13 protein-coding genes and 3 pseudogenes are annotated in these 19887 nt (G+C 55.5%); 7 read left to right on the top strand and 9 right to left on the bottom strand.

From position 1 onward, the window contains the following. Positions 1 to 364: 364 nt before the first annotated feature. Positions 365 to 655 (top strand): GNAT family N-acetyltransferase, encoded by a 291-nt coding sequence (locus AIOL_RS26375; protein ID WP_369094746.1) that lies wholly within the window; start codon positions 365 to 367, stop codon positions 653 to 655. 617 nt (positions 656 to 1272) lie between these two features. Here AIOL_RS26375 and AIOL_RS22955 read toward each other — a convergent pair. After that, on the bottom strand, positions 1273 to 2313 hold the full coding sequence (locus AIOL_RS22955) for an IS110 family transposase (protein ID WP_049641990.1): 1041 nt from the start codon (positions 2311 to 2313) through the stop codon (positions 1273 to 1275). Between the two features lie 335 nt (positions 2314 to 2648). On the opposite strand from AIOL_RS22955, the gene AIOL_RS22950 reads away from it, so the two are divergent. From AIOL_RS22950 to AIOL_RS24665, 3 genes are all read left to right on the top strand, one after another. Then, entirely contained in the window at positions 2649 to 3101 is a 453-nt protein-coding gene (locus AIOL_RS22950) for a MucR family transcriptional regulator (RefSeq protein ID WP_049645110.1), read from the top strand. Positions 3102 to 3615: 514 nt separating this feature from the next. Beyond that, positions 3616 to 4197 carry a toll/interleukin-1 receptor domain-containing protein gene (locus tag AIOL_RS24670; protein WP_082152751.1) on the top strand — a complete coding sequence of 194 codons (582 nt, stop codon included), beginning with the start codon at positions 3616 to 3618 and terminating at the stop codon, positions 4195 to 4197. Continuing rightward, on the top strand, positions 4154 to 6745 hold the full coding sequence (locus AIOL_RS24665; RefSeq protein WP_082152750.1) for a KGGVGR-motif variant AAA ATPase: 2592 nt from the start codon (positions 4154 to 4156) through the stop codon (positions 6743 to 6745). The genes AIOL_RS24670 and AIOL_RS24665 overlap by 44 nt, the downstream gene beginning before the upstream one ends. A gap of 546 nt (positions 6746 to 7291) precedes the next feature. Here the strand turns inward: AIOL_RS24665 and AIOL_RS22940 are convergent. Then, positions 7292 to 8287: pseudogene (locus AIOL_RS22940) on the bottom strand (IS110 family transposase); the annotation flags it as partial. Between the two features lie 172 nt (positions 8288 to 8459). Between AIOL_RS22940 and AIOL_RS22935 the strand changes: the two are divergent. After that, a pseudogene (locus tag AIOL_RS22935) lies at positions 8460 to 9859 on the top strand (transposase). A 191-nt stretch (positions 9860 to 10050) separates the two neighbouring features. Here the strand turns inward: AIOL_RS22935 and AIOL_RS22930 are convergent. The 3 genes from AIOL_RS22930 to AIOL_RS22920 form a co-directional block, all read right to left on the bottom strand. Then, the gene (locus tag AIOL_RS22930; RefSeq protein WP_049645108.1) at positions 10051 to 10380 is read right to left on the bottom strand and encodes a putative quinol monooxygenase; all 330 of its coding nucleotides are present in this window, start codon (positions 10378 to 10380) and stop codon (positions 10051 to 10053) included. Between the two features lie 4 nt (positions 10381 to 10384). Beyond that, a complete protein-coding gene (locus AIOL_RS22925) occupies positions 10385 to 11026 on the bottom strand; it encodes a LysE family translocator (RefSeq protein ID WP_049645107.1) in 642 nt (213 codons plus the stop codon). A 131-nt stretch (positions 11027 to 11157) separates the two neighbouring features. Continuing rightward, complete coding sequence (locus AIOL_RS22920; RefSeq protein WP_049645106.1) at positions 11158 to 12165, bottom strand: AraC family transcriptional regulator; 1008 nt, start codon at positions 12163 to 12165, stop codon at positions 11158 to 11160. 115 nt (positions 12166 to 12280) lie between these two features. On the opposite strand from AIOL_RS22920, the gene AIOL_RS22915 reads away from it, so the two are divergent. Together AIOL_RS22915 and AIOL_RS22910 are read left to right on the top strand one after the other, a co-directional pair. Further along, positions 12281 to 13651 (top strand): flavin-containing monooxygenase, encoded by a 1371-nt coding sequence (locus tag AIOL_RS22915; RefSeq protein WP_152912657.1) that lies wholly within the window; start codon positions 12281 to 12283, stop codon positions 13649 to 13651. Beyond that, positions 13648 to 14547 carry an SDR family NAD(P)-dependent oxidoreductase gene (locus AIOL_RS22910; RefSeq protein WP_049645105.1) on the top strand — a complete coding sequence of 300 codons (900 nt, stop codon included), beginning with the start codon at positions 13648 to 13650 and terminating at the stop codon, positions 14545 to 14547. The genes AIOL_RS22915 and AIOL_RS22910 overlap by 4 nt, the downstream gene beginning before the upstream one ends. Positions 14548 to 15736: 1189 nt before the next feature. Here the strand turns inward: AIOL_RS22910 and AIOL_RS22905 are convergent. The 4 genes and pseudogenes from AIOL_RS22905 to AIOL_RS22890 form a co-directional block, all read right to left on the bottom strand. Further along, a pseudogene (locus AIOL_RS22905) lies at positions 15737 to 16795 on the bottom strand (IS110 family transposase). 111 nt (positions 16796 to 16906) lie between these two features. Beyond that, complete coding sequence (locus tag AIOL_RS22900) at positions 16907 to 17935, bottom strand: serine hydrolase domain-containing protein (protein WP_049645104.1); 1029 nt, start codon at positions 17933 to 17935, stop codon at positions 16907 to 16909. A 210-nt stretch (positions 17936 to 18145) separates the two neighbouring features. After that, positions 18146 to 19180, bottom strand: a complete 1035-nt coding sequence (locus tag AIOL_RS22895) for a serine hydrolase domain-containing protein (protein WP_049645103.1) — start codon at positions 19178 to 19180, stop codon at positions 18146 to 18148. Positions 19181 to 19210: 30 nt separating this feature from the next. After that, positions 19211 to 19873: a hypothetical protein gene (locus AIOL_RS22890; RefSeq protein ID WP_049645102.1), complete on the bottom strand. Its 663-nt coding sequence runs from the start codon at positions 19871 to 19873 to the stop codon at positions 19211 to 19213. Between the last annotated feature and the right edge of the window lie 14 nt (positions 19874 to 19887).

The following is a 19887-nucleotide window of genomic DNA, read 5'->3' as shown; positions in this document are numbered from 1 at the left end:
AAAGATAGTCCGGACCCCGCTTTGGGTTCGGGCTGTCCCTGATCTAAGAGGAACGAAACCTGCAATCTTCACAGAAACACGAAATCACCGACGCGTCCGCGAGGGATGCAAGAGACCTTGCCAAACTGATCGACATCGCCGGAGAAGGCATCCCCGCATGGCTCTGATCCAAGCCGCCAGTGACACAAAATCTGTGCTTGAAGTAGGCAGCGACCGCGCCGGACGAGAACGCGGCGGGTTCTCCTACCGAAACGCGCGCATCGCATGTTCAGCCGCCACCACGCTCGGGATGGTGTTGAGCTAACCCATTGACGAGGCCCCGGACGGTGACCTTGATGGATTGCCTGCAGCCATCGCGCCCTTTGTGGCCTTGGAACGCCGCTCGGTCGGCACGAGGTACATCAACGCCCTGGCGGTCTTTCCCCGCTTTCGCGGCCACGGAATTGGCACAACTTTGCTCCGTGCCGCCGAGACACAAGCGTTGGCGGCAGGGTACACCCAGTTGAGCATTCAGGTTTACGCGCAAAACATCGGTGCGACCCGACTTTATGCCAGATCGGGGTATGTTGAAGACGCCCGCAGTCCTGTGCGAGGCCATCCCTGTCAGCCATACTATACCGGTGACGTCCTCCTGCTGAAAATGCAGGTTTCCTGAGGGACGCTGGGGTCAGGCCCTGACGCTGATTGAGGCGGAGGCCATCGAGATGCTTGCGTCCGTGCATGGTGTCGTAATGGCACCCGTTGATGCGCGGCGGAATATTGTGACACGTGGCATCGACCCCAACACCTTGATGGGAAACGATTTCGTATCGGCTCGGTGCTGTGTCAGGGGTCGCGGCTGGCCGAACCCTGCGCATGGCTTCAAAAGACAACACCAAAGGGAATGCTGCGCGGCCTTGTGCATCGTGGGGGCTTGCGTGCCGGTACTCTGGAGGATGGGATGGTAAAATTAGGAGACCAAATTGCAGCAGATACATCCTCGTAATCTGAGTTTCAGCGCGCTGTTTGCGATTTTTCTTGAGGACACGCTGCGTACGAAGCGGTTCTCTGTTTGCGGCTGTGTCAAGTTGATTGGGTCGCGTGTCCGCCGGGGTCGTGGTTCTCTTCGAAGTCGGTCGTGCCGCTTCATGATGGCGTTCGGGGTTGATCGTCCAAAATGTCATTCACGAGGTTGGTCTTCGTTTGACCACCGCGACCGCTTTGGCTGGCTCGATCTGCCACCGTCCCGAGGGACGTCTGACCCGCCCTTAGGCGAGGTTTCTGTTGAGGTTTCTAGGCTCGCACCTCCCTTGTTGCGTGGAAGGTTGTGCCGTCTCGCCAGATACGCAGCATAATCACAGCAAGCTTTCTGGCTGCGGCGACGGCTGCATGTTTGATGCCTTTCCTTTCACTCAATCGAACGGCCCAGGCTCGCAGTGGCGAGGCGCGGCGCACCTGGCTGATCAGGGTGAACCCCGCTGCGTACAGGAGGCGACGGAGGTCGCGATCTCCACACTTACTTATCCGCCCGGACCAATCTGTATCGCCGGATTGGAATCGCCTCGGGGTGAGGCCGAGGAAGGCCCCGACGTCGGTCGCGCGCTTGAAACGGGCCTCATTGTCCAGCGTGGCGATGTAGGAAAGGGCCACCACGGGTCCTACTCCCGGAACAGTCATAAGCCTTTGAGCGAGGTCACTGCCACGCGCGATCTCGCGCAGCTCGTCTTCCATCGCGTCTGCTGCCGCGCAGAGCGCCCTGTGGATCGGGTTGAAGGCGTCCGCCATGAGCTCAATCGCCAGATCGGTTTGCCCGGCCTGAGCAAGCTGGTCGCGGAACCCACCGCGCTGGTTTGATCGCTGGATTGCGGTCATCCGGATGCCGAAGGTCTTGAGAACGCCGCGGACATGGGCCTCCAGGTCCTTGCGCATCCGGATCAGGCGCTCTCGTGTGCCGATCAGAACCCGAACCCTTTCCGAAGCTTCGCTGCGGATATGCACAGGGGTGAACCAACCGGTCCGAGCCAGATGCGCAAGACCTTCAGCATCGCCTCGATCCGTCTTGTTGATGCGACCAGACAAGGCCTTATGCGCCAATCTGGCATCAATGCAGATGATCGGCACGCCGCGCTTGTCGAGTTCGCGGGTCAGCCAGATCGCCAAAATCCCGCTCTCATGCACAACCCGTTCGGCTGCTGCGGCGTGCTCTGCAATGAAGTTGGATATTTGGTCAGGGTCGGTCGCGACCGATCCCCGCGCTATAACATCGCCTTCGATGTTCACCACGCAGATCGAAACTTCTTTGACGGAAACATCAAGGCCTACATAATGTGACAAGGTCGTTCTCCTTCACGGCTGGTTTTGTGAGGCTGATACTATCGGACCTCGTTCGCCTTGGGAGAGCGACCGCCGCAATCACACCATGTCGTTCGATCCGACGAGTTAAACGGCAACTTCGTCCGCGACTTGTTCATTCGAAAATTGGAAATGCTGCGCTTTCGATGGAGGTCCGCTTTGACGGGCCGCATTGCAGCATTGGCAACATGAGTTGAAAGGCGGCTCTGGGCCGGAATTGCGGAATTGGTTTGACACAGGCACTGAAGACAAGACAGAACGCTTCGAATTAATTGGTTGGACGCCACATCCGACCGCATCGAAAGTGAGGAAGCCCCATGTCCAGCACCCCAGAGGTAGAGCGCGGGTCAGACGCCGTTGTTGGCCTGGCCGCCGACATCGTCGCGGCATACGCGTCCCGGAACCAGATCGCGCAAGCCGAACTCCCGGATTTGATGCGTTCCGTGCACGCGACGTTGAACGGGCTGTCTGGCGACGCTCAGGATGTGCACGAGACCACCGAGACCGCGCGCCCAGATCCGGCCGTGCCCATCGATGCTTCTGTGACCCCCGATGCGATCATCTGTCTGGAGGACGGCAAGAGCTTCAAGACGCTCAAGCGCCACCTGCGCTCGGCCTACGACATGTCGCCCGAGGAGTACCGAGAGCGTTGGGGCCTGTCGCCGGATTACCCCATGGTGGCACCAAACTACAGCGCCAAGCGGTCCGCCACCGCCAAGGCAATCGGTCTAGGCCGCAAACCCGGCAAGAGACCCAAGAAGAAGAAGTAATCGCTGTTTCAGGTAAAGCGGTCAGTTTGAGTACCGTCTCAGGGTTGAAGTGTTTACGCTGCCAACGTGCGGAGATGTGACGCCGCAGGACCGCTTTGAGCCCTCTTTGGACGTCAGGGTATTAGAGGTCAATGTCGGGTCTGACGGCGCAAGGACGCCGCCAAGAAACCGTCTTATCCCGACTACGCGACACCGCTTGTTGCGCAAATTTCTTCCATAAAGTTCAAATTTCTTGATAACATTTCATGCGGCGAGCACCAGATAATCCGCCCATTTCGTCCTTAGCCGTCGAGCAATCCTCGAGGCCAATTCCGGTTGAACCAACGAGCGTTCGGGCATGGCAGTTGCCACTTTCTCAGGAGATCACGTCGCCTTTTGCCATATCCATTTTTGGCATGCTTGCACTTATATTATTATTTTGACAGTGAGAGAAAAAAGTTCTTGATTCAGCGGAAGACGGCTAGCTTACTTTGGTAGACGCAACCGTTCGACCAAGGCCTTGAATTCAGCGACAATGACCTACCAGTATGATGCCTTTTTTAGCTATAAGCGACATTCTGAGAGTGACGATTGGCACAAAGAATTGAAGAACAAGATTGAGTTTTGGTTGAGCCACGAGCTTGGGCGCCAAGCAAATATTTTTCTCGACACGGAAGATATACAAACGGGTTCTCGATGGAGATCAAGAATCGCGGGCGCTCTCTCTGAGTCTCGCTGCCTGGTGTGTATCTGGTCGCCAATGTACTTTCAGTCGAAATGGTGCGTTGCAGAATGGCGCACCTTCGAAGAACGCGAGGCAAGACTAAATTGTGATCTTGTCATCCCAGCGCGGTTTCACGATGGTCGTCACTACCCTCAAGCAGCTAAGGACCGGCAGGCGAGTGACTTTCGTGACTTTGTTTCGACGGTTCCAACATTTTGGGAAACTCGATTAGCTGCTGAGTTCGAGAAGAGAAAACTAAGGCCATTCACCGAAGAACTGGCTGCTTCAGTTAGGGCCGCACCAGAGTTCTCGGGAGATTTTCCGATAATTGACGACCCTGGCGCAGAACATGTCACTCGCCGAACGGCCATTTGGCGAATTTCCAATGTCTAAGAGGCCCACCAAAAAGACCCATCTACTTGGTGGCATTTACACCTTTTATTCCTACAAAGGAGGGGTTGGACGATCCATGGCTTTGGCTAACGTGGGTGCCTTGCTCGCGCTAGAAGGCTTCAAAGTGCTTCTACTTGACTGGGACCTAGAAGCCCCGGGGTTGGAGGCCTTTTTCCAAGGTAAGAAGCAGTGCCAACTTGAAGGAAGTGTTGAAGTCACTCCCGGGATCATTGACCTCCTTACCGCCAGGTCAGAGGCTCGGACGCTAGACTGGAGGAGTTGCCGTCTATCAGTAAAATTTCGCGGCTCAGAACTCGATTTTATCTCGGCGGGTCAGCGGTCGCGCGAGTATAGCACGCGCGTACAGAACGTTGACTGGACCGCAATGTTTGAAGAACACGACATTGGCAACTATCTAGAGAATTTGCGAGAAGAAATGAAATTGGAATACGATTTCATTTTAATTGACAGTCGAACTGGCATAACAGATATTGGCGACATTTGTACTGTTTTAATGCCGGATTATTTAATAACTCTGTTCGTCAGCAATCAACAAAACATAAACGGCTGCAAGGAAATTATCCGTAGAGCCAGAGAAGCTCGTCAAAATTTACCAGTTAATCGTAGCAGATTGATGGTTGTTCCAATGCCCTGTCGAGACGAAAGCGACAGTGAGTACGAGGAGGCCTCAAGGTGGCGTTCCGTTTTTGAGTCCAACTTTTCTGAAGAGTTGTTTGAGTGGCTTCCTGCGGAGTTTAACGCCACGGATTATTTCAGCAGAATGTACATCCCGTATATTCCCATTTGGAGTTTTGGTGAACGCTTGCCGATCCTAGAAAGTCGACGGGAACTGCGTGACCCGAAAACGATCGGGGCATCTTACTTGGCTATTGCCGGACTTCTTAGAGATAGACTCAATTGGTATTCGGCGGTTGGAGTTGAGGAACGAAGTTCCATACAAGCCGCAGCAATTGAACTTCAAATGAGGGGAGAGGAAACCCGGGAATTACAAGTTGCCAATGAGCGTTTGCAGCTTGGACTAAGTGCTGTGATGTTTGTCACTGCGGTGGCGTTGTCGCTGGCCTCAGGTATTGGCACATTTGACGGAATGCGTGCTTACTCTTCAAATCCCCTAGTCGCAGGTGGAGTGACCTTTGGCATTCAGGCCCAGCTTCTTGCCACCAGCTGGTGGCTAGCGTCAAACTGGCGTCGTGGACTTTCAGGAATCATCACGGGCGGATTTGTTTTTCTGATCTGTGCCTTTGTGTCGATCTTCTTCTCTACCGCATCGCTTTATCGGGTTATCGATAACGGGCCTGGCGACGGCATTGCGTTGAGGTCCGTTGAGTCCGCCGTCGTTACAATAATCCAAGACTTATCGAAGGGTCTAAATGAACAAATCGCTGCTAGTGCCTCTGGTATCGTTAGTGGCAACTCAGTCGCAAATTGGATTACATCCGTTGACGCAATCGTCAATCAATCCGAAGCAGCGATAGCAGAGATTTCTGAAACAAGCCGACGGCGGCAGGATCGCCTAGCAGCAGAAATAGCAGGTAATCGAGATGAACTCGATCAAGCTCGTGGCCAACTATTTGACTTGGAGACCGCGCAAGCGAAAAAGCAAAATGAGTTGGATGCAATCATAGAAAAGAGAGATCTGGAGTTAGCTAAAATTTCCGAGTCAAGGGCAAAAATTTCCACTGTCCAAGACTTAATTGCCGCTGACACAGTTCGACGAGATACGGAAGCCGCAGCAGGTGGATGTGGTCGAACTTGCAGTGAAATAGAATTATCGATCGCACGAAATGAGCGATCGGTTCAGGCGGCAAATGAAGAGTTGCGAAGAAGTCTCCTTCTGGAAAAGGAGCTGTCAGATCAGGTTCAGGTTCTCTCCAGAACGCTTTCTTCTTTTGTCGATGATATTGACTTGCTGAACCTTCGGGTTGTCTCCTTGGAAGCTCGCATCAATGACTTGCGCGCTGCGTTCGCAAGCGAACCACTTGCGATTGTTGCGCCGAGCGAGCTAAGAAGTCTAGTAACGGAATTTGAGGCCCAAAATTTCTCGGCCTATGAGATTGCTGTCGTGCGTTGTGAAAGCTTGAGGGGCCTTCTGATTGAATCGAATTCGATATCTCAAGATGCCGCTCCGCAATGCTCAGCGCCTGGCATTTCGGTGGAAATTTTACAATATCGTGAGATTCAAGAACGGTTTGAGATATTCGAGGCGAACTGCTCGGTGGCGGATATTCCGAGCCAGAGTCTAGATGTTCAAAAGGTCGTCAACTTTGGCCGAATTTGTTTAGATCGCGCCGGATTGGGAGGTGCCGAGAACACCGCCTTGCGAGCGACGCTGGATGATTTCTCAAGGGTGGCTGCCGCCGATGCCCATGATTTTGCCGTGCTCCAACTGGCATTGTTTGTAGTAAAGGATCCACTCGCATACTTTGCGCTAGCATTGGCAATCGCTATTGACTGCCTGATTTTCATTGTTGCATTCGTTGGAGCCAATGTTCCGAGGCAGCGCTCATCTTTAAAGTCAATTTCATGATGCTCTTGCGGCGCCACCCAAAATCTCGTGGGTAGGATCTGTGACAGGTCCATTTTCATGGAAGCCAGGGCGTGCTTTTCGATTTCGCACCTAGATTGCGCGGTGGTGTTACCTGCCATTGGGGGTTAGCGCAGCGAATTCATACTTTGTTAAGCGACATGTCAGTTCGATCTTATCTCAGCATCGCGCTTGCAGCGAAGGGCCGCTAAGCGGGCTGCGACCGCAGCATCCGGTAGCGGAGCTGAGAGTCCTGTGTGGATGGCTCCTGCATTGCAAGCGATTTTTGCGATTGCGATAGTCTGTCAGTACAGTCGTGTGTCCGGCCTGTTTGCGTGGCGGGTGCCACTGGCCCTGATGAGTTCCGCGAGCAAGGCTCCTATCGGGAATACGACCTTTGAGGGCCGCGACATTCATCGGAGTGTCCTTACTCTTGGTTGACTTCGTTTCGCATCATCACATCAAACGTCTTGCATTTCTTGGCAGGATCAGGCGATCGGCTGCCGGTATTCCTCTCCCTTGGTCAGGATTGCCCAGAGTGAGGCATTGACCGCCATTGGTTCGAGAGAAATGCCGAACCCGGGCGGATTTGTTGGCCATTGCGACGGTGGCGAGCCTGAAGGGCTTCTGGTCAAGTAATTTCGCTGTCCAGATGTCTGCCTTCTCAGGCTTGTTCCTCGCCATGAGCGCCCGTGATGTCATCCCAACAATCAGCAGCTTTCGGATATAGCGATTACCTTTCTTGGTGATCCGTCCAAGCCGCTCTCGGCCGCCACTGGATTTGTTCAGCGGCGTCAGACCCAGCCAAGCTGCCAAATCGCGTCCGGTCTCAAACTGTTTTGCATCGCCAATGGTGGCGACGATGGCCGAAGCTGTTATTGGCCCGATCCCTGGCATACGCATCAGTCGTCGCGCATCGGCATCCAGCCATGCGTGCTGTTCGAGCAGTTTGGTCAGCCCGTCGATCCGAGCATTGAGGCCGTTCAGCTGATGGCACATCACGCCGAGAATACCGTCCGCGATCTCGGGCATTTCCAACTGCTCTTCGGTGCCATGCTCTCTGGCGAACGTGGACACAGCCTCAATGCCCGTTGGCAGGATGTGCCCAAACTCACGCAGGATGCTGCGGATCATGTTCACAACCTGAGTACGCTGACGAACAACCAGATCCCTGGCACGGTGTATGGCAAGAACCGCCTGCTGGTCTTCCGATTTGATCTCAACGAAACGCATGGTTGGGCGGCGCACAGCTTCGCAGATCGCTTCTGCATCGGCCGCGTCGGTCTTGCCACGCTTCACATATGGTTTGACGTATGCTGCAGGCATCAGGCGAACATCATGACCAAGCTTGTGCAACTCGCGACCCCAGTGATGAGCCGAACCGCATGCTTCCATGCCGACAACACATCTCGGCAACGTTTCGAAGAACGCCAGTAGCTTAGCGCGCTTGATCTTTTTGTTGATGATCTTGCGACCAGTCGCTGAAACGCAGTGTACCTGAAAAACGTCCTTGGCCAAATCCAGGCCCACGGTCTTTACTGTCATTGGGTGGCTCCTTTCCTAGCAGTCGATGACAACTGCACTTTGGCACGTTCGATGCCGGTGGAGCAGGAGCCATCCACCTCATCCGGTATGGGCCGATTTTGTTGAAAAAGGGCGTGTTGAAATAATGGATTGGCGGTGATTCAAGGCTTCTGAAGAACGGGAGTTTTGAGCGATGATGGACGATCGGCAAACGTTGCAGGCGGCGTTGTTCTACGAGTTCTCTTTGGAAGATCACGTTCCGCAGGATCACCTTCTGAGATCCATAGATCGCTTCGTCGACCTGGCGCCGATCCGGGTGCATCTTGCTTCGTTTTACAGCGCGATTGGCCGTCCTTCGATTGACCCAGAGCTTATGATCCGAATGCTGCTTGTCGGGTATTGCTTTGGCATCCGGTCGGAGCGGCGTCTTTGCCAAGAGTGAGGCCGTCAGCCCGCCACCGGTTCAAGGGCAAGGCCGAACCACCTTAACCTGGCCTACCGGTGGTTTTGCAGGCTGGATCTGACCGACGCGGTGCCGGACCACTCCACCTTCTCAAAGAACCGACATGGTCGCTTCCGCGAGGGCGATCTGTTCCGTCAGCTTTTTGAGACCGTCTTGGCGCGCTGCATCGCGGAAGGGCTGGTTGGAGGTGACGCCTTCGGCGTAGATACCTCTCTGATCAAAGCGGACGCCAATCGCGAGGACGGCATCGAGCCGAAGGATTGATCGGCGGAAGAACATGCCGGATGGGCGACGGCGGAATACCTGGATACGCTCGACGATGCCGCTTTTGGTGCCGCGACGTCGGTCGAGCCAAGTATGGGTCGCCCGTCGACCCCGCGGCGCGCTGGTCGGCGGCGGATCGCGGCAAGGCGCACTTCATCTACTCGACCAACTATCTGGTGGATCTAGACAATGCGGTGATCGTGGATGTCGAGCCGACTGCGCCGATCCGGCAAGCCGAGAACAAGGCGGCGCGCGACATGATCGAACGCACACGCGACCGGTTCGGCCTCTATCCAGAGCGGCTGGTCGGCGACACAGGGTATGGCAGCGCCGAAATACTGGGCTGGCTGGTCTATGTGCAAGGGATCGAGCCCTACATCCCGGTGTTTGACAAGTCCCGGCGCAAGGATGACACCTTCTCTTGGTCCGACTTCACCTATGACGTCGAAGAGGACGCCTATCGCTGCCCCGCGGACCACTGGTTGCGGCAGTATCGCCGCCCGTTCACGGTGCCTCGTGACGCCGTCGACGAGGACGGCATGCGTCGATATCGCGCCAGCAAGGAGCACTGTACAACCTGTCCTTTGAAGCCGCGTTGCACGCCGCGGGAACCCACACGGAAGATCATGCGGTCTGTCAACGAAGGCGCCCGAGATATGGCGCGTGACATCGCCAAGACGGACGCTTACGTGGACGCAATGCGCGCCCGAAAGAAGGTAGAGATGCTCTTCGCCCACCTCAAACGCATCCTGAAGCTCGACCGCCTGCGCCTCAGAGGACCCAACGGAGCCAGGGACGAGTTCCTCCTCGCCGCAACAGCCCAGAACCTACGCAAGCTTGCCAAGTTGGTCCCAAACCCGTCCTGATCAGACCCGAACGGCGATCATCCGCGATATACATCTCCAAGTTCTTAAACGACCTATTCAACAAAATCAGCCGTCCGTGACGCCGCGATCTGGGCAGATCTTAGAGGATGCTGCGACCGATCTAACGGCGGCAGAGAGCCCAGGCTACCGGAATACTGCGTCGCGGCTAATGTCCGCTCTGAAAGGACGGCTCAATCGACGTAAGGGACGAATGGAGCCCGTTCCCGCCGCTCGACCTTCGGCAGCAACTCTTCTACGGCGCTTCGGAAATGAGCGGACTCGTTGTGCGCATCCCATCCAGCCGCATCTTTGTAAAGTTCGTAAACAAAGAAAGCGTTCTGATCCGAAGGCGACCGGTAGGGCATGAAAAATTTCATGCCTGGCTCAGCCATCGTCGGTTCAATCAGTCGTTCCAAAATGTCGGCGACGGCATCTCCTTCACCCTCTTTTGCGACGATGTCGATCGCCACGACGAACCCATCATTCAAGTTAGCCGCAGCAGCATCAAGATAGTGTGCCATTGGATCAGCTCCTGCTCGCTAGAAGCCGCAAACCAGCGAGTGCGAAGAATGTGCCGAGGACACCTTGAATGACACGGCGGGCCTTGCCGTAGACGCGCACCATCACGGGGGTGGAAAACGCGACCGCGTAGAGAAGGTGAATGATGATCGAGAGCGCGAAAGTGCCCAGAACGATCACAGCCCCGACCCAAAGCGGAGCGCCTTCTTGCAGACCAAGCGAGATGATCGCAATCCAAGCAAGTGCCGCTTTTGGATTCGTCATTTGGATGATGTAACCGCGCTGGAAATAGCCAAACGGCGTGCGGCGTCCGCCAGCCAGTTCCTTTGCCTCTATGTCATGGCTTGAGGCTGCCGACTTGAAGGATTTGTAGGCCAGCCAAAGCAGATAGAGTCCGCCGAAAATCTTGATAAACAGCAGTGCCGATGCATAGGTCGCCAAGATGGCTGAAAGCCCAAACACCGTCAGAAGAGCCCACGTAAACGATCCGGTCGCAACACCCACGGCAAGTGACATACCGGAGGCGCGGTTCACACTCATCGAAGTGCCTATGACAGCAAGGATGTTCGGCCCCGGACTGGCAATGGCAAGAAGAAAGGCCGAGTAGGCCAGAAGAATACCTGGGAGATACAGTGAAATGTCTTGCATTGCATGGCCTTTCGTCGCGCTAGTTTGTTCTCACTATGTTCTACAGAGGGCAACCTGGCAAACCATTTCGCGTTCGCTGTAGCCGACATTGGCGCAGGCGCAGCGAAGTTATGTGCGTCCTCGCTGACGATCTATCGTTTGCCTGCGCGAAGTTCGGCTGCTGAATGCCCCGTCCAGTCGCGCAATCGTCGGCGAAGTGACCTCGTGTCATCAAAACCGAGTTGTGCCGCAATTCTATCGAGAGGCTCGTTTGATTGGAGAAGCAATTCCAATGCGCGCGCTCGTCGGACTTGGTCCAGAATCCTTGTGAATGATGTCCCGGCATCGTCAAGTTTTCGACGGAGCGTTCGCTCACTCATCCCGAGCTGCCCGGCAAGTATCCGCATTGAGAGTTCATTGTTTAAGCCAGCGAGCATGAGTCCTTCGACGTGCGACAAGAACGTCTGTTGTTCGCCTTCCTCCAGTGCGAGCGCGTCAAGCACCGGGACCAAGCCACTCAGAACGAAAGGATCTGCCGTCTCTAAGGGGGTAGTCCACGCAGATTTAGAAAAGACAATTCTGTTATAGGCAGCGCGAAAATTGGGCGTGATACCTAAGACGTCGCGAAACCTCCGCGACTGGGGCTCGTGCTGGATCAAATCCATCTGCTTGAAGGGGCGATGTGATCGGTACAAGAACTGAGCCATCTGTGCGAGATTTGCGAAGAGCTCTTGGGTGAGGAAACTATTGATCGGCGAACTGGGGTCACGGGCTGTCACGTTGATGGCGTGCTCGCCCTCATCCAATTCGACCAAGCTCATGTTGAGCATACTTCCGGTCAGGTGGTGGTAGCGCAGACCGAAAAGGACTGCATCTCCGCAAGTTTGGCTGGCCAATAGGCCCGCCGAGAGAAGACCCGATGTCGCAAACTTCTGTCGCATGCCAACAGCAAGACCAAAACAAGGGTCATCAGCCAATGTGATCGCCTGCTCGATCAAGGATTGGCTCTGCGCGAATGCAATGCGCGGGCGTTGCATATTGAGCAGAGGATTTATGGTGCCATTCCACTGAGGCAGACGCTCTAGAGCCACACCACGCTCTTTCAACTCAAGAAACGTGTAGTACAGCAGGTTCGATGGAATCGTAGCGAGGTCTGACATTACAGCAGCAACTATCACACAGTTCGGCAATTGAGGTGGCCGAATTTGTCCGCTCATTTTCCGCAAGCCGCATAACTACGACACCCTCGAGTTGGTAGCTTATTTGGAGGGAACAATGAGTCAGGAGGTCGAAATGCCTCAAACGAATTTGCCAGTTTGTGTGATTGGCGCCGGTCCGGCAGGGCTGGCGACGGCGCGAGCTCTGCGAGCGAAGGGGCTCGCGTACCGGCAGTTTGATGCAGGCCAAAAGGTCGGTGGTATTTGGGATATCGAGCGCGATGGCTCGCCCATGTACGACAGCGCGCACTTCATTTCCTCCAAGACCATGTCGGGCTTTGCCGCTTTTCCGATGCCTGACCACTATCCCGATTATCCCAGCAATGCACAGATTCAGTCCTACATCGAGGATTTCGCATCGACGAATGATTTGGCGTCTGCCATCGCGTTCGAGACCAAAATCACGGATATCGAAAAACTGGACGGTGGCACCTGGCGTGTCACGACTGATCGTGGTGAGACGACCGAGTTTTTGGGCGTTGTCTGTGCCACCGGAACTCAGTGGCACCCCAAGCTGCCTGACTTGCAAGGTCAGTTTGACGGCGAAATCATCCATTCAAACACCTACCGATCGACCGAAACCTTTAAGGGGCGACGCGTCCTGATTATTGGGGCCGGGAATTCCGGTTGCGACATTGCTTGCGATGCGGCGGCAAATGCGGATGCAGCCTTTATCTCGATGCGGCGCGGCTATCACTTCATCCCAAAACACGTCTTCGGAAAGCCCGCTGATCTGTTCGATCATGAAGGCCCGAACCTGCCACTTTGGCTCGGCCGTCCGATCCTGACACTTTTGCTGCGGATGTATGTGGGCGACGTAACGCGGCTGGGCTTGCCAAAACCAGATCACAAGCTTTTTGAAAGCCATCCGATTCTGAACTCTCAGATTCTGCACTACCTGCAACATGGTGACATCGCCGCGAAGGTAGATGTGGACCACCTTGACGCGTCCGAGGTGGTGTTCAAGGATGGGTCGCGGGAGACCGTTGACCTGATCGTTTGTGCAACCGGATACTCGCAACGCCAGAGTTTTGCGCGGGATTATTTCGAGTATCGGGGTGACCGACCCAACATGCATCTGCAAATCTTCAATCGTGCGCACCGCAACCTGTTCGGGATCAGTCATATCGAAACGAACTCCGGCGCGTTCAAAATGTTCGACCAGATGGCGTTCCTGATTGCCAACTATCTGCGTGATCAAATTGATGGTGCCCAGAGCGCAGGTCGCATGGACGCCATGATCACCGGCCCGGCCCCTGATCTGAGCGGGGGCATCAAGTTCGTCGCATCAGACAGGCACCAGGGATATGTGGACAGCGATACGTTCAAGCGGCACCTGGACAAGGTTTCAAAGTCCTTGGGCTGGAGAACGCTATCCCAAGAGGACCTGTTTGCGCCACGCCCGCAGATGGGCATGGCCGCAGAATGACCGAGTTTCGTTTCGAAGGGCGAACAGCACTCATTTCGGGTGGCGCGGGTGACATTGGCCAAGCTCTTGCCAAAGAGTTGATCGCGCAGGGAATGAAGATTGTCATCGCAGACATCAATCCGGTCGCGACCGGACATGCCTGTGATGCTCTGGGCCCTAATGCCATCCCGTTCATCGGTGATTTAACTGACGATGAGGTCGTTGCGCGCCTGATGGCGACCGTTGAAGATCAGTTCGGCGCGCTCGATGTTTTGATCCCGAACGCCGCTATCACGGATACAACCCGCTTTCACGTCCGCAGCACACAGAGCATTCGCAAGGAGCTTGAGATCAACTTGATCTCACCTCTCATCCTGATGCGATTGGCTATACCGCTCCTGCAAAAGTCTGATGACCCGCGCGTGCTGGTGACAACATCGCTGGGAGGTATTCAGCCTCTACGGGAAACGTCGATTTATTCGTCATCGAAGTTTGGTCTTCGCGGCGCTTGTCTATCGGTTGCTCTCGATGAAGAACTGCATGGTATCAAATTTACAAGCATCGCGCCGACCGCCACAGACACCCAGCAATTGCGCAAGGAAGCCGTTTCAGATGGGAATGTGCTTAACTTCATTGACGTACCGCAAACCCCTCAGGACGTCGCGCGAACCTTCCTCCGCGCGCTCAAAAAACCACGGCTTGAAGTCTACCCGAAGGCAAGTGATTCAATTCTGTCCCGCATCGCAATGCTGTTTCCAAACCTGCAGCCCCGCGTTTTGCCTTTCTTCGAAGCCAAGGGCAGGCGCGGGTTGGCGCGGTACCTAAACGATCTTAAGGACCGTGGTTTGGTTGTTGAAGAGAATGGCCAACACCGTTTGGTCAAGCGACCCGGCCGCGACGTCCCGGCAGTCAAATAAACCGAACCCGGAGGGCACTTTGGCAAATGACATGAGCCCCTTAGTCGATTGCAATGTATGGATGATCACCATTGCAAGCCCGATGGGGGCGCATGCGGCAAAGCTCTTTATCTAAATCGGAGCCCCATGTTCCGGGGATATGTCTGGAGAGTCGGGCGATGGTCCGATGGAAGAGTTGAGCATCCACGACGGAACAATCAGTTGGTTCACGCGGATCGAGAAGCCGGTTCCAATGAAAATGAAATTACTGGACAAATTGTAGACGCTCAGATCCAAGGGTCTGATAAGTTCGGATTGTTCGCATCAGGAACCTTTAGCGGAAACCTCATCAAGAAACCAACTGATGCGGAAACCTGACTGAGATTTATGCCAGCCCTGAGAATAGGCCAAGTACGATCCGGATCGTCTCTTCGGCAGAATATTGTCTGCGGGTGGCGCAGCGGATGTCTTTGACGACCTTCTCGTCGTGGCTCCGCTTGGTTCCGGGTTTCTGTCTCGTTTCTACTCGTTGATGTTTCAATGCTTTAGAAACCCTCTCCTTTCAAATCGACCTAAAATGTCCCAACGGCGCTGATGCCAGACAAGAAAAACAGGTCGCATAGTTGCCTGAGTGAGATTGTACACAGCCATCGTACACAGCCTCAGATCACTTCATTAGTCGATCGAAACTAAAGCCCGGATGCACATTGGATATTCTGGGGCCAGAGCTCCAGCTCCGTTTTTTGACAAGCTGACATTGGCGCAGGTGCAGCGAATTGGCGCTTCGTCCCGCGAACTGTGAGTTGGTCGTAAGTGCAATTTTGCTAGTGCAGTGAATGGCGGCTCTGACGGGCCGCACCGCAGCATGCGCCTAGTCGGATGAACGGCAGCAGTGGGCCGTCCTCATCGGCGGTTCCGATTAGCAAACCCTGATCGACGCTGCACCGCCGCAAGTCGGCAGTGAGCCCAGCATGTATGTATCGGCTGCTGTTCGCAAGTGATCAATTGCACGTCTTCAGGAAGTCGCTCATATGTATCCGGCCTTTCGATCGGCTTGTTGATTGCCGTGGCCCTGTTGGGAGTACGCACGCGCCGCTGTCTCATTACTACCGAGATCAATGATGACCAAATGGGCTCTCAGACTTTGGGTGCGTTTTAATTCCGTTCCATGCAGTTGAGGTTTACGAACATCGTGGTGACCGTGATCTGGTTAGATCCCGGTCGCTATCTCTCTTTCTTTCCAATCAAAGTCCTTGCCAGAGCTCAGAACGCTCCATGCGATCCGGGCCAGTTTGTTCGCCAATGCGACGCTGAGCTTGTTATGCGGCATCCGGATTGAGGCTGCCTCCAGCCAGGCGCCAAAGCTGAATTTGTGCCAGTTCTTTGGCCGCATCATGATGACCTGGGCCGCCTGCACAAATAGCATGCGCAGATACCTGCTGCCGCGTTTGGTGATACTGCCCAATATCGTGCGCCCGCCAGTGCTGTATTGTTTTGGGACCAACCCGAGCCAAGCGGCAAAATCGCGCCCGCGGTCGTAAGCCTCGCCCTTGCCGACGGCCGCAACCATCGCCGTGGATATCAGAGGGCCGATGCCTGGGATGGTCATGAGACGCTGGCAACCCGGCTCCGTTTCACCGACCGCTTTGATCTCTGAGGTGGTCATTTCGATCCGTTTATCCAGCCAAATCCAATCCTGCTGGAGACCCAAGATCAGTTTCCGCATGCGCAGGGACATCTCGCCACTACGGTTGTCCAGAATAGCCTAAAGAGAGTTGCGCAGGGCCGCGACACTGCGCCGGACGGTGATGCCTTGTTCGATCAGAAAAGCGCGGATTTGGTTCATGGCTGCCGTGCGTCGCGACACAAGCCGTGACCGGACACGGTGTAACGCCTGCAAGTCCAACTGCTCCTGTGTTTTCTCGGAAACAGTCTTGAGATTGGGACGCAACGCAGCCTCTGCTATGGCTTCGGCATCGTTGTCGTCGTTCTTTTGACCCTTGTTGAAAGGTTTCACGTAAATCGCAGGAATGATCCGAGGCTCAAACCCCAATTCACGCAATGTCCGGCTCACAAAGTGGGCGCTCAGACAGGCTTCCATGCCCACAATACAGCGCGGCAGCTGCTCAAAAGTCGCCACCAGTGCCAGCCGTTTGATCTTCTTGCGCAGCACAAGCTGGCCATCAATATCAAAGCCAACCAAGTGAAAGACATCTTTGCCGATGTCGATGCCGACTGACATCAGTTCATCAAAATCGTTCTTTGCCATGCTACTTCTCCATGTTGCAGAAATAGGCCAAGCCTAACCTGCTGGGGGAAGCAGCCGGTACATCCCATTACTACCGAATGCTGCAGTCTGCATGAATGTCTTCTTCTGCGATTAGGATTCCGACAAAATGCGCTGCGCTTGCCTTAGCGGGTTCGACCAACTCAGCTTGGCGCTGGACCAGAGGTTTGTTGCGATGCCATTGTTCGACGTGATGGCAATCGCGCCCTCATTTTCAGGACAGATATACAGCGCGCAGGTCGATCCCGCCGTTCCGCCATTTGCAAACAGAATACCAGGGCTCGTTTCGTTCCGCTTCACGCGCATCCAGCCGGAGCACTGCGCCAAGGTTTGTGTGCCGCCACCGCGGCCCAAACCAAAGATCGGCACGGCTGATCGCTTGATGGCGCGGTCCAGCGCCGTTTCGGGTGCATTGATTGCTTGGATGACGCGGCTTGAGAGGCATGCAAGATCGCCGACGGTGGAGCGCAGGTAGCCTGCCCCGGCCAGGGCGTCGAAGGCCCACGGCATAACGGGCGCGCCAGATGTATTTCGCGGTTGCATGAAGCGCACCTGCTGATCGGCTTGTAAGTGGCCGCTCGTGTCTTGCATCCCAAGGGGGCGGATGACCTTTCGGGCGAGCAAGTCGGCAAATGGCGTGGCTTCCCGTAGCGCCATGGCCTCGCCCAACAACCCAAAACCGAGGTTCGAATAGCTGTGACACCGGCCGGCAGCACGCTCATTCCCACGCCAATCTTGCAGCCAGGTGAGCAAATCCTCCCGAGAAAACCTGGCATAGGGACCTTCGGGCCGCTGTTGGAACAGAGCTCTCCAGATTGGGACATAGATGTTGGGCAGGCCGCTTGTATGAGATACGAGACGCTCTGGCGTGATCCAGTCTGGCACATCCGACAGGTTATCCGATACCTCAGACAATGGCGCGCGTGGGTCGATTTTTCCTTCGTCGACCAGCACGCAGAGTAAGATGCCGGTGAACACCTTGGTGATCGAGCCGATCTCGAAGATGAGGTCCTCCCACTGGGTGTCTGGTTGGTTTGGACCCGATCCGACGACCTGACTGGTCCCGTTGCGCAGGCTGACCGCGACGGCTGTGTGCCGTGATCCCTGGTAAGGCTTCATCATTCGGCGGAGACCGCCAGTGACTGATCGCATGGTCATGGTGCTATCGGTGCAGAAAGCTGCGCATTGGACCGGTCGCGCGTTCGGACCGCAAAGACGGATCATCTGTCACAAGACGCTCCACGGGGTACGCGCTAAGGGTCCCGACAAACATCGCAGCAAACAAGACGATCGAGCTGGCAAGAAGACCCGCGACCCATTTCAAAGCCGTTTTCATCTTGGGCCCCCATGTTTTGCGACGAAGCTCAGCACTTTGAACATGAAACCGATGGGTCTGCGCGGGGCGTCCGTTTGGTTGAAGGTACCGATCACGTAGATATCCGGCTCGGGCGCGTAATAGGCGAAGGATCCGCTGGCCCCGGAATGCCCGATCAGCTCGGGTGTTGCGCGCAGCAGCGTCATCCAGCGGGGCAGCTTGATCCGCATCAGGCCGTAGCCATAGTGCAGCGGGAAAAAGAGCCGGTTCCATTGGCGCATCTGCGCGGCGTTCTCTGGTTTGAAAAGTTGGTTCTGCATGAAGGCACGTAGAAAGATCATCATCTCGTCCAAGGTTGAGATGATGCCCCCGTCTGGCCCCATACTGGTCAGGATCCGAGGAATCTTGAGCAACTGATCCTTGTGATAAACGGGAAGGCCGACGTCCGTTCCAGTCAACACCGCGGTTTGCGTCAGTCCCAACGGCGCGCAGATGCGGGTTTGCAGGGCTTGGTCAAGGCTCTGGCCCGTTGCTGCCTCGATCACCGCACCGAGCAGTTGGAAATTCGTGTCGGAATAGTAGGAACGCCCGCTGCCCGGCGCGGTCTGCGGCGCCAGCGCCTGCGTCATCCGCAAAACCTCGCCCAGGTCGTAGCTGCGATCTTTGCCAAGCTTGAGATCGTTCGCCAGATCGCTTTCGTAATAGTCGGCAAGGCCAGAGGTTTGATGTAGCAATTGGCGGACGGTCAAGACCGCCCCGTAGTCCACGCCCTTCACCACATGCAGGCCCGATAGGTCCACATCCGTCAGAATGCTCTGGACGGTCTGGTCCAGCTCGATCTGACCTTTTTCCACCAGTTGCATGATAAGCGTTGCGGTGAACATCTTGGCGACGCTTGCAATCGGAAAGCGGGTGTCGGGCCTGGCCTCCCCGGCACTGCCTTTGAAATCCACCCGACCATCACCGGATTGGACGCGCAGGATCACGGCATGGCTGTGGGCCTTGCTGCATTCCTTGTCGATCAGAGCTTGCAGGATTTGGTCGAGCGCCATTGATCTAACCCCTTTTGTGTTTGAAACACCTCAGGCGTCGTCCCGACGAAAAATGAGTGCCAGGCCAATGGCAATGAACCAAGCAATTGCGCCGAGCCCAAAGACAGCCCCTGCCGCGTCGCCGAGAACTGGGATCAGGGTCAGCAAACCACCGGCGCCGGTCAACAGGCCAAGGCCAACCGTCACTTTGCCAAGGCTGCGGCCGACCAATCCGGCGATGCTGACGCACCCGATCCAGACGCCTCCGGCGATTTCGTTGCCGCCGCCCAGGCCAAGTTCGACCGCGTGCAGGGTTTCCCAAAGGGTCACAGCTTGGTCGAAATCAGTCGGCGCCAGATTGGCCGCACTTTCCACTGCGACATTGGCGATCATACCTGCGCCAAGCACAAGGGTCGCCCAGACCAGCCCAAGTGCACGGGTCACAGCCGCCCAGTCGGGTGTGTTGTCGCTCAGCCGCGAATGAATGGCGACTACCAGAACAATCAATGCCAGCGCATTCAGGATGTAGATGACGCTGTTCCACAGGATCAGCAGCGCGGCATTGGTATCAATAAAGCCAACAACGCCCCGTACGTCGATATCATTCGTGCCAAAGCCCAAAGGTGCCAGCAGCGTGACAAGAACGGCAAAGCCGAACAGATATGTTGCTGCGCAGGTGAGGCCAGCAAGGCCTCCGACTGTCTGAAGTCTCATGGTTGGTCTCCAAT

The organism is Candidatus Rhodobacter oscarellae (assembly GCF_001078595.1).
Taxonomy (GTDB): domain Bacteria; phylum Pseudomonadota; class Alphaproteobacteria; order Rhodobacterales; family Rhodobacteraceae; genus Rhodobacter_B; species Rhodobacter_B oscarellae.
The sequence above is the reverse complement of the archived record's forward strand: the minus strand, read 5'-3'. Positions and strand labels throughout refer to the sequence as shown.

Excerpts from the sequence above, each read along its gene's own strand:
- AIOL_RS22925 (WP_049645107.1), bottom strand. The coding sequence starts at position 11,026 with ATGCAAGACATTTCACTGTATCTCCCAGGTATTCTTCTGGCCTACTCG.
- AIOL_RS24670 (WP_082152751.1), top strand. The coding sequence starts at position 3,616 with ATGACCTACCAGTATGATGCCTTTTTTAGCTATAAGCGACATTCTGAG.
- AIOL_RS22910 (WP_049645105.1), top strand. The coding sequence starts at position 13,648 with ATGACCGAGTTTCGTTTCGAAGGGCGAACAGCACTCATTTCGGGTGGC.
- AIOL_RS22895 (WP_049645103.1), bottom strand. The coding sequence starts at position 19,180 with ATGGCGCTCGACCAAATCCTGCAAGCTCTGATCGACAAGGAATGCAGC.
- AIOL_RS22890 (WP_049645102.1), bottom strand. The coding sequence starts at position 19,873 with ATGAGACTTCAGACAGTCGGAGGCCTTGCTGGCCTCACCTGCGCAGCA.
- AIOL_RS22920 (WP_049645106.1), bottom strand. The coding sequence starts at position 12,165 with ATGTCAGACCTCGCTACGATTCCATCGAACCTGCTGTACTACACGTTT.
- AIOL_RS22915 (WP_152912657.1), top strand. The coding sequence starts at position 12,281 with ATGAGTCAGGAGGTCGAAATGCCTCAAACGAATTTGCCAGTTTGTGTG.
- AIOL_RS22950 (WP_049645110.1), top strand. The coding sequence starts at position 2,649 with ATGTCCAGCACCCCAGAGGTAGAGCGCGGGTCAGACGCCGTTGTTGGC.
- AIOL_RS22930 (WP_049645108.1), bottom strand. The coding sequence starts at position 10,380 with ATGGCACACTATCTTGATGCTGCTGCGGCTAACTTGAATGATGGGTTC.
- AIOL_RS22900 (WP_049645104.1), bottom strand. The coding sequence starts at position 17,935 with ATGATGAAGCCTTACCAGGGATCACGGCACACAGCCGTCGCGGTCAGC.
- AIOL_RS24665 (WP_082152750.1), top strand. The coding sequence starts at position 4,154 with ATGTCACTCGCCGAACGGCCATTTGGCGAATTTCCAATGTCTAAGAGG.